6 protein-coding genes are annotated in these 9,551 nt (G+C 51.8%); 1 reads left to right on the top strand and 5 read right to left on the bottom strand.

Annotation, left to right across the window (positions count from 1 at the left end; all coding sequences use genetic code 11):
• From ATB02_RS24790 to pdhR, 4 genes are all read right to left on the bottom strand, one after another.
• Positions 1–1,059: dihydrolipoyl dehydrogenase family protein (locus ATB02_RS24790; RefSeq protein WP_105272371.1), on the bottom strand; the 1,059-nt coding region annotated here is incomplete at its 3' end.
• A gap of 324 nt (positions 1,060–1,383) precedes the next feature.
• On the bottom strand, positions 1,384–3,276 hold the full coding sequence (gene aceF / locus ATB02_RS24785; RefSeq protein WP_105272370.1) for a pyruvate dehydrogenase complex dihydrolipoyllysine-residue acetyltransferase: 1,893 nt from the start codon (positions 3,274–3,276) through the stop codon (positions 1,384–1,386).
• Positions 3,277–3,290: 14 nt separating this feature from the next.
• Entirely contained in the window at positions 3,291–5,954 is a 2,664-nt protein-coding gene (gene aceE / locus ATB02_RS24780; protein ID WP_000003820.1) for a pyruvate dehydrogenase (acetyl-transferring), homodimeric type, read from the bottom strand.
• A gap of 160 nt (positions 5,955–6,114) precedes the next feature.
• Entirely contained in the window at positions 6,115–6,879 is a 765-nt protein-coding gene (gene pdhR, locus ATB02_RS24770) for a pyruvate dehydrogenase complex transcriptional repressor PdhR (protein ID WP_000331776.1), read from the bottom strand.
• A 540-nt stretch (positions 6,880–7,419) separates the two neighbouring features.
• Here pdhR and aroP point away from each other — a divergent pair.
• Positions 7,420–8,793, top strand: coding sequence for an aromatic amino acid transporter AroP (gene aroP, locus ATB02_RS24765; protein ID WP_000969912.1), 1,374 nt, complete (start codon positions 7,420–7,422; stop codon positions 8,791–8,793).
• Positions 8,794–8,835: 42 nt separating this feature from the next.
• On the opposite strand, the gene ampE is transcribed toward aroP, so the two are convergent.
• Positions 8,836–9,551, bottom strand: a 716-nt coding sequence (gene ampE / locus ATB02_RS24760) for a beta-lactamase regulator AmpE (RefSeq protein ID WP_105272369.1), incomplete at its 5' end; no start/stop codon positions are given.

The raw sequence follows: 9,551 nt of genomic DNA, 5'->3' as shown, positions 1-9,551 counted from the left end.
GGTATAGGCGATAGACGGGATAACTTTCGGATCGAAGTAGTGTTTCTTACCAGCAATAACTTCAGCGGCAACGTGACCTTCGTGAACACCTTTGTGTGCCAGCATCGGCTGACCGACGATATCGCCGATAGCAAAGATGTGCGGTACGTTGGTACGCAGCTGTTTGTCAACGCGGATGAAACCACGGTCGTCAACTTCCACGCCAGCTTTGCCTGCGTCGAGGTTTTTACCGTTCGGCACACGACCAATCGCTACCAGCACGGCGTCGTAACGCTGCGGTTCAGCTGGTGCTTTTTTGCCTTCCATCGTCACATAAATGCCGTCTTCTTTCGCTTCAACGGCGGTAACTTTGGTTTCCAGCATCAGGTTGAATTTCTTGCTGATACGCTTGGTGAAGACTTTAACGATGTCTTTGTCAGCTGCCGGGATAACCTGGTCGAACATTTCAACCACGTCAATCTGTGAACCCAGCGCGTGGTATACGGTCCCCATTTCCAGACCGATGATACCACCACCCATTACCAGCAGGCGTTCTGGTACTTCTTTCAGTTCCAGCGCATCTGTGGAGTCCCAAATACGCGGATCTTCATGCGGAATAAACGGCAGTTGGATCGGGCGAGAACCCGCTGCAATGATCGCGTTGTCGAAGTTGATCACGGTTTTGCCGTTCTCACCTTCCACTTCCAGGGTGTTAGCCCCGGTGAATTTACCCAGACCGTTGACCACTTTGACTTTGCGGCCTTTCGCCATACCAGCCAGACCACCGGTCAGCTGATTGATCACTTTCTCTTTCCAGGTACGAATCTTGTCGATATCGGTTTTCGGTTCGCCGAAGACGATACCGTGTTCAGCCAGCGCTTTGGCTTCTTCGATAACTTTTGCTACGTGCAGCAGTGCTTTAGAAGGGATACAGCCGACGTTCAGGCAAACACCGCCAAGGGTGTTGTAACGTTCTACGATTACGGTTTCCAGACCTAAATCAGCGCAACGGAAGGCAGCGGAGTAACCTGCGGGGCCTGCCCCAAGTACCACGACCTGAGTTTTGATTTCAGTACTCATCATGACCTCTATGTATTTATCTCCGGCGGTCATACCCGTCGTCTTTCAGGCCGCAGCGGCGTTAGCTTCACGCCCTCACCCCAGTCACTTACTTATGTAAGCTCCTGGGGATTCTGGCGCTTGCTACCTTGCTGCACCCAGAAATCCATAGGGTATGTGAAGTAATACCCTAACCACCACCGGGTCGTTCTATCCGTCGGTATTTTACAAAATTGTTAACAATTTTTAAACAACAAACGGCAACCGATTTGTCTATTCGCTAATAACCTCAATACATTCATGAGATTACCAGAAAAAAGCCGGCCGTTGGGCCGGCTTTTTTACTTACATCACCAGACGGCGAATGTCAGACAGCGTGTTGTTAATGATGGTAATGAAACGGGCACCATCAGCACCGTCGATCACGCGGTGGTCGAAGGAGAGAGAAATCGGCAGCATCAGACGCGGCACGAACTCTTTACCATTCCACACCGGCTCCATCGCGGACTTGGAAACGCCGAGGATAGCCACTTCCGGAGCGTTCACAATCGGCGCGAAGTGGGTAGTACCCAGGCCGCCGATGCTGGAGATGGTGAAGCAACCGCCCTGCATTTCGCCCGCAGTCAGCTTACCATCACGCGCTTTCTTAGAAATAGTCATCAGCTCGCGAGACAGCTCGATGATGCCTTTCTTGTTGACGTCTTTGAATACCGGAACAACCAGGCCGTTCGGGGTATCCACCGCCACACCGATGTTGATGTATTTCTTCAGGGTCAGACGCTGACCGTCTTCCGACAGAGAACTGTTGAAGCGAGGCATCTGCTCAAGTGCCGCAGCAACGGCTTTCATGATGAAGACAACTGGGGTGATCTTCACATCCAGCTTACGTTTCGCTGCTTCTTCGTTCTGCTGTTTACGGAACGCTTCCAGCTCAGTGATATCGGTTTTGTCGAAGTGAGTAACATGCGGGATCATCACCCAGTTACGGCTCAGGTTCGCACCAGAGATTTTCTGGATGCGGCCCAGTTCCACTTCTTCGATTTCACCAAACTTGCTGAAGTCCACCTTCGGCCACGGCAGCATGCCAGGGATACCGCCGCCAGTTGCCGCCGGAGCCGCTTCTGCACGTTTGATCGCTTCTTTCACGTAAGCCTGAACGTCTTCGCGCAGGATACGACCTTTACGGCCAGTGCCCTTCACTTTCGCCAGGTTAACGCCAAATTCGCGTGCCAGACGGCGGATCAGCGGAGTCGCGTGAACGTAAGCGTCGTTTTCAGCAAACTCAGATTTGCCTTCTGCTTTCGCAGCCGGTGCTGCTGCCGGAGTTTCAGCTTTTGCTGCCGGATCCGGCGCTGCCGCTTCCTGTTTCGCAGGAGCTGCCGCAGGTGCTGCGCCTTCAACTTCGAAGATCATAATCAGCGAGCCAGTTTTCACTTTGTCGCCAACGTTGACTTTCAGTTCCTTCACGACGCCTGCAAACGGAGCCGGAACTTCCATAGAAGCTTTATCGCCTTCTACGGTGATCAGTGACTGTTCAGCGGCAACTTTGTCGCCCACTTTCACCATCACTTCGGTCACTTCAACTTCGTCACCGCCGATATCCGGAACGTTAACTTCTTTCACGCCAGCCGCTGGTGCAGGGGCCGCTGCCGGAGCCGCTTCCTGTTTAGCCGCCGGAGCTGCCGCGCCTGCTTCACCCGCGACTTCGAAGACCATAATCAGCGAGCCGGTAGACACTTTGTCACCCACGTTCACTTTGATCTCTTTCACGGTGCCTGCAAACGGAGCCGGAACTTCCATAGAAGCCTTGTCGCCTTCTACGGTGATCAGCGACTGTTCAGCTTCAACTTTGTCGCCCACTTTCACCAGGATTTCGGTCACTTCGACTTCGTCGCTGCCGATATCCGGAACATTTACGTCTTTTGCCGCCGCAGCCGCGGGTGCTGCTGCCGGAGCTGCTTCTTTCTTCTCTTCTGCCTGAGCAGGTGCAGCGTCAGCTGCACCGTCGGCGGAATCGAAAATCATAATCAGTGCGCCGGTCTGGGTTTTATCGCCAACAGAGACTTTGATCTCTTTAACGATACCCGCCTGCGGAGACGGTACTTCCATAGAGGCTTTGTCGCCTTCTACGGTGATCAGCGACTGTTCGGCTTCAACTTTGTCGCCCACTTTGACCAGGATCTCGGTGATTTCAACTTCATCAGCCCCGATGTCCGGTACTTTGATTTCGATAGCCATTATTCTTTTACCTCTTACGCCAGACGCGGGTTAACTTTATCTGCATCGATGTTGAATTTGGCGATTGCGTCAGCAACCACTTTCTTATCGATTTCGCCACGTTTAGCCAGTTCGCCCAGCGCCGCAACCACGACATAAGAAGCATCAACTTCGAAGTGGTGACGCAGGTTCTCACGGCTGTCGGAACGACCGAAGCCATCAGTACCCAGTACGCGGTAGTCGTCAGCAGGTACGTAAGTACGGACCTGCTCAGCGAACAGTTTCATATAGTCGGTAGATGCCACTGCCGGAGCGTCGTTCATCACCTGAGCGATATACGGAACGCGTGGAGTTTCCAGCGGGTGCAGCATATTCCAGCGTTCACAATCCTGACCATCACGCGCCAGTTCGGTGAAGGAGGTCACGCTATATACGTCAGAACCTACGCCATAATCTTTCGCCAGGATCTCTGCCGCTTCACGGACGTGACGCAGGATAGAACCGGAGCCCAGCAGCTGAACTTTACCTTTGCTACCTTCAATGGTTTCGAGTTTGTAGATACCTTTACGGATACCTTCCTCAGCACCTTCCGGCATTGCCGGCATGTGGTAGTTTTCGTTCAGCGTAGTGATGTAGTAGTAAACGTTCTCTTGTTTTTCACCGTACATACGCTCCAGACCGTCATGCATGATGACAGCAACTTCGTAAGCGTAAGCCGGGTCGTAAGAGATACAGTTCGGGATAGTCAGCGACTGAATGTGGCTGTGACCATCTTCGTGCTGCAGACCTTCGCCGTTCAGGGTGGTACGACCGGAAGTACCACCGATCAGGAAGCCACGTGCCTGCTGGTCGCCAGCAGCCCAGCACAAATCGCCGATACGCTGGAAGCCGAACATCGAGTAATAGATGTAGAACGGAATCATCGGCAGATTGTTGGTGCTGTAAGAAGTCGCCGCTGCCAGCCAGGAACAACCTGCGCCCAGCTCGTTGATCCCTTCTTGCAGAATCTGACCTTTCTCGTCTTCTTTATAGTAAGCAACCTGCTCGCGGTCCTGCGGGGTGTACTGCTGACCGTTCGGGCTGTAAATACCAATCTGACGGAACAGACCTTCCATACCGAAAGTACGCGCTTCGTCGGCGATGATCGGCACCAGACGATCTTTGATCGACTTGTTCTTCAGCATCACGTTCAGGGCACGAACGAAAGCGATAGTGGTAGAGATCTCTTTGCTCTGCTCTTCCAGCAGCGCGCCGAAGTCTTGCAGGCTCGGCAGCTCCAGCTTCTCGGTGAAGTTCGGCTGGCGGCTTGGCAGATAACCGTGCAATTTCTGACGCTGAGCGTGCAGATAGGTATGCTCTTCAGAACCTTCCGGGAAGGTGATGTACGGCAGTTTTTCGATATCAGCATCAGACACCGGCACATTGAAACGGTCGCGAATATGACGCACGCCGTCCATGTTCATTTTCTTAACCTGGTGCGCGATGTTTTTACCTTCAGCTGCGTCGCCCATGCCGTAACCTTTAATGGTATGAGCAAGGATTACTGTCGCTTTGCCTTTGGTTTCCTGCGCTTTCTTGAATGCAGCGTAGATTTTCTTCGGATCGTGACCACCACGGTTCAGCGCCCAGATCTGCTCGTCAGTCCAGTCTGCAACCAGAGCTGCGGTTTCCGGATATTTACCGAAGAAGTGTTCACGAACGTACGCACCATCTTTCGATTTGAAGGTCTGGTAGTCGCCGTCAACGGTTTCGTTCATCAGCTGGATCAGTTTACCGCTGGTATCTTTACGCAGCAGTTCATCCCAACGGCTACCCCACATCACTTTGATCACGTTCCAGCCAGCACCTTCGAAGATGCCTTCCAGTTCGTTGATGATCTTGCCGTTACCGGTGACCGGGCCGTCAAGACGCTGCAGGTTACAGTTGATAACGAAGACCAGGTTATCCAGTTTTTCACGGGTAGCGATGGTGATCGCACCTTTGGATTCTGGTTCGTCCATCTCGCCGTCGCCGAGGAAGGCGTAAACGGTCTGTTTAGAAGTATCTTTCAGGCCACGGTGTTCCAGATATTTCAGGAATTTAGCCTGGTAAATAGCACCAATCGGACCCAGACCCATAGATACGGTCGGGAACTGCCAGAATTCCGGCATCAGTTTCGGGTGCGGATAGGAAGAGAGGCCATTGCCGTGAACTTCCTGACGGAAGTTATCCAGCTGCTCTTGAGTCAGACGACCTTCCAGGAAAGCACGTGCGTAAACGCCTGGGGAGATGTGGCCCTGGAAGTAAACCAGGTCGCCGCCATCCTGCTCGTTGCGTGCACGGAAGAAGTGGTTAAAGCACACATCATAAATGGTTGCGGAAGACTGGAAGGACGCCATGTGGCCGCCCAGTTCGAGGTCTTTTTTCGACGCACGCAGAACCGTCATGATGGCGTTCCAGCGGATAGCTGAACGAATACGGCGTTCCAGTTCCAGATTACCCGGATACTCCGGTTGTTCTTCAACGGGGATGGTGTTGATGTAGTTGCTGATACCGGTGCCTGCGGCTACGTTGACACCGCCTTTGCGGGCTTCAGCAAGCAGTTGGTCGATCAGATACTGAGCACGCTCAACACCTTCTTCACGGATGACCGATTCGATCGCCTGGAGCCAGTCGCGAGTTTCGATCGGATCCACGTCATTTGGGAAACGTTCTGACATGGGTTATTCCTTATCTATCTAATAACGTTGAGTTTTCTGGAACCTGTCCCATTGAACTCTCGCCGGAAAGCTCAATAAGACAGGTTCTACGTTTAGTTGCCGCGCTTTTATATGCGCTTGATTTACAACATCTTCTGGATAATTTTTACCAGAAAAATCACTAATTCTTTCGTTGTTCCAGACGACGCAGAGAACGCTCACGGCGACTCTCTTCACGACTTCTGTCGAGCAAAATTTCTTCGATAAAGGCCAGATGGCGATGCGATGCTTCGCGCGCTTCTTCCGGCTTACCGGCCATAATCGCTTCAAATATGCGGGTGCGGTGACTACTCACCAGCGGCAGCATCTCGCGACGCGAATAGAGCAATTCGAAGTTCTGGCGGACATTCTGGGCCAACATCGGCTCCATACACCTTAGCAGATGAAGCAGAACCACATTGTGGGCCGCTTCGGTGACGGCAATCTGATACTGGAGTACGGCGTTTGATTCCGCGTCCAGATCGCCAGACTGCTGCGCCAGCTCTATGGCGTGATGGAGTTCACGGATGCGTTCCTTGTCTTCATCGGTACTACGCAGCGCGGCGTAATAAGCGGCGATACCTTCCAGGGCGTGTCGTGTTTCGAGCAAGTCATACTGTGATTCAGGATGGTCGGAGAGCAGCTCCACCAGCGGATCGCTGAAACTTTGCCATAGGCTGCTCTGGACAAAAGTGCCGCCACCCTGGCGACGAAGCAACAAGCCCTTCGCTTCGAGACGTTGAATCGCCTCACGCAAGGAGGGACGGGAGACGTCGAACTGTTTCGCCAGTTCGCGTTCCGGTGGGAGTTTTTCGCCCGGGCGGAGTGTGCCTTCGAGGATCAAAAACTCCAGTTGCTGCTCAATCACATCGGAGAGTTTTGGTTGGCGGATTTTGCTGTAGGCCATGAGTTCCTGTCTTAAGCCACTTGCCGAAGTCAATTGGTCTTACCAATTTCATGTCTGTGACGCTAAAGTAACAAAGTATTCACCTTATGTCCATACAGGTTTTGATTGAAATCATGAAACTGTGCACATTTTAACAAGTTGACATATATAACGTTTCAAAGTTGTAACTATGCACAAATGTAGACTTTACGTAGGAAAGGGATTTTTTAACGATTATTAAACTATAAAAATCCGAATTGAACCGATTCACTTACCAATTTATCGATTTTTAATTCAAAAATAATGAATTTATATTCATTCCGTATGTTGAGGGGATTTGAGGCTGACCTTTACAAACGGTTCCTTTTTAAGCAACTCATCTTCAACCATGCATAAAGCGGGTGCATTCGCTGCCGCATACCATTATTCTTTATCTGACGGAAGTCCTTTTGTAACAATTCAAACGTCTTTGATGTAAACAAATTAATACAAAAAACGGAATTGCAAACTTACACACGCATCACTGCGTAGATCAAAAAAACAATCACCGTACGAGGTTTCATGATGGAAGGTCAACAGCACGGCGAGCAGCTAAAGCGCGGCCTTAAAAACCGCCATATTCAGCTTATCGCGCTGGGTGGCGCGATAGGGACCGGGCTATTTCTGGGTAGCGCCTCCGTAATACAGTCCGCAGGGCCAGGGATTATCCTGGGTTACGCCATTGCTGGTTTTATCGCCTTTCTGATCATGCGTCAGCTGGGTGAAATGGTGGTAGAAGAACCTGTCGCAGGCTCCTTTAGCCACTTTGCTTATAAATACTGGGGTAGCTTTGCCGGTTTCGCTTCTGGCTGGAACTACTGGGTACTGTACGTTTTAGTTGCCATGGCAGAGCTGACTGCCGTGGGTAAATACATTCAGTTCTGGTATCCGGAAATCCCCACCTGGGTTTCTGCCGCCGTGTTCTTTGTGGTGATCAACGCCATCAACCTGACAAACGTAAAAGTGTTTGGCGAGATGGAGTTCTGGTTTGCCATTATCAAAGTTATCGCAGTGGTGGCGATGATCATCTTCGGCGGCTGGCTGCTATTCAGCGGCAACGGCGGACCGCAGGCGAGTGTTAGCAACCTGTGGGATCAGGGTGGTTTCCTGCCGCACGGCTTTACCGGACTGGTGATGATGATGGCGATTATCATGTTCTCTTTCGGCGGTCTGGAACTGGTGGGGATCACCGCAGCAGAAGCTGATAATCCGGAGCAAAGCATTCCAAAAGCGACTAACCAGGTTATCTACCGCATCCTGATTTTCTATATTGGTTCGTTAGCCGTTCTGCTCTCGCTGATGCCATGGACCCGCGTTACTGCTGATACCAGTCCGTTTGTACTGATCTTCCACGAATTGGGCGATACCTTTGTGGCGAATGCGCTGAACATCGTGGTACTGACTGCTGCGCTCTCCGTGTACAACAGCTGCGTATATTGCAACAGCCGTATGCTGTTTGGTCTGGCACAACAGGGCAACGCGCCAAAAGCGCTGGCGTCTGTCGACAAACGCGGCGTACCGGTTAACACTATTCTGGTGTCTGCGCTGGTTACGGCATTGTGCGTGCTGATTAACTACCTTGCACCGGAATCCGCATTCGGACTGTTAATGGCGCTGGTGGTATCTGCACTGGTCATCAACTGGGCGATGATTAGCCTGGCGCATATGAAATTCCGTCGCGCCAAGCAGGAACAAGGCGTGGTAACTCGCTTCCCTGCTCTGCTTTATCCGCTGGGTAACTGGATCTGCCTGCTGTTTATGGCGGCGGTACTGGTGATTATGCTGATGACCCCAGGAATGGCGATTTCGGTATACCTGATCCCGGTATGGCTGATCGTGTTAGGTATCGGCTATCTGTTTAAAGAGAAAACCGCCAAAGCCGTAAAAGCGCATTAATCTCTCTACGCCCTCACCCGTGCAGGGTGAGGGCAATAATCTTTACACCAACGCCCCGTAAATCGTCAGTAGCGCAATTACCACCACGACCACGAACGAGGTTTTCTTCGCCATTGAAACCGCTGCCTTCGGCGTCTCCACCTTATCGACATGCGGTTCACGCGCCAGAGAGAACTGTGCCAGACGTGTTAATACCTGATATTGCGAAGTATGGAAATCACCCAGCGAAGCAAACCAGGCCGGTAACGCTTTTTCCCCATGACCGATCAAGGCATATACCACACCCGCAAGACGAACCGGCACCCAATCCAGTACATGAAGCACGGCATCAATGCCGGACTGTAAACGATGATGCGGCGTCTGGTAACGCGCCAGCCAGTATTGCCATGCACGCAAAAACGCATACCCCATCAGCGTAACGGGTCCCCAGGTTCCCCCCACAATCAGCCAGAACAACGGAGCAAGATAAAAACGAAAGTTAATCCACAGCAATGCATTTTGCAGCTCACGCAAATACTCACGTTCATCGCAGCCTGCCGGGACGCCGTGAATCATGGTGAGTTCGCCAGCCATCGTGGCACGGGCATGGCTATCATTACGTGAAGCAGCTGTCAGATAAGCATGATAATGAAGACGAACTTTACCTGCGCCAATACACAGCAAACCAATCAGCAGCCACACCAGCAGCGTGGGAACGTTGAACAATACTCCTTGCAATGCGCGTAACAGTAAAAAAGTCACGCCCATCGCAATAATGG

It is taken from the genome of Escherichia sp. MOD1-EC5189, from assembly GCF_002966045.1.
Classification (GTDB): Bacteria; Pseudomonadota; Gammaproteobacteria; order Enterobacterales; family Enterobacteriaceae; genus Escherichia; species Escherichia coli_F.
This window is presented reverse-complemented; position numbering and strand designations above follow the sequence as displayed.

Coding starts and splice junctions, on each gene's coding strand:
- aceF (WP_105272370.1), bottom strand. CDS start 3,276: ATGGCTATCGAAATCAAAGTACCGGACATCGGGGCTGATGAAGTTGAA.
- aceE (WP_000003820.1), bottom strand. CDS start 5,954: ATGTCAGAACGTTTCCCAAATGACGTGGATCCGATCGAAACTCGCGAC.
- pdhR (WP_000331776.1), bottom strand. CDS start 6,879: ATGGCCTACAGCAAAATCCGCCAACCAAAACTCTCCGATGTGATTGAG.
- aroP (WP_000969912.1), top strand. CDS start 7,420: ATGATGGAAGGTCAACAGCACGGCGAGCAGCTAAAGCGCGGCCTTAAA.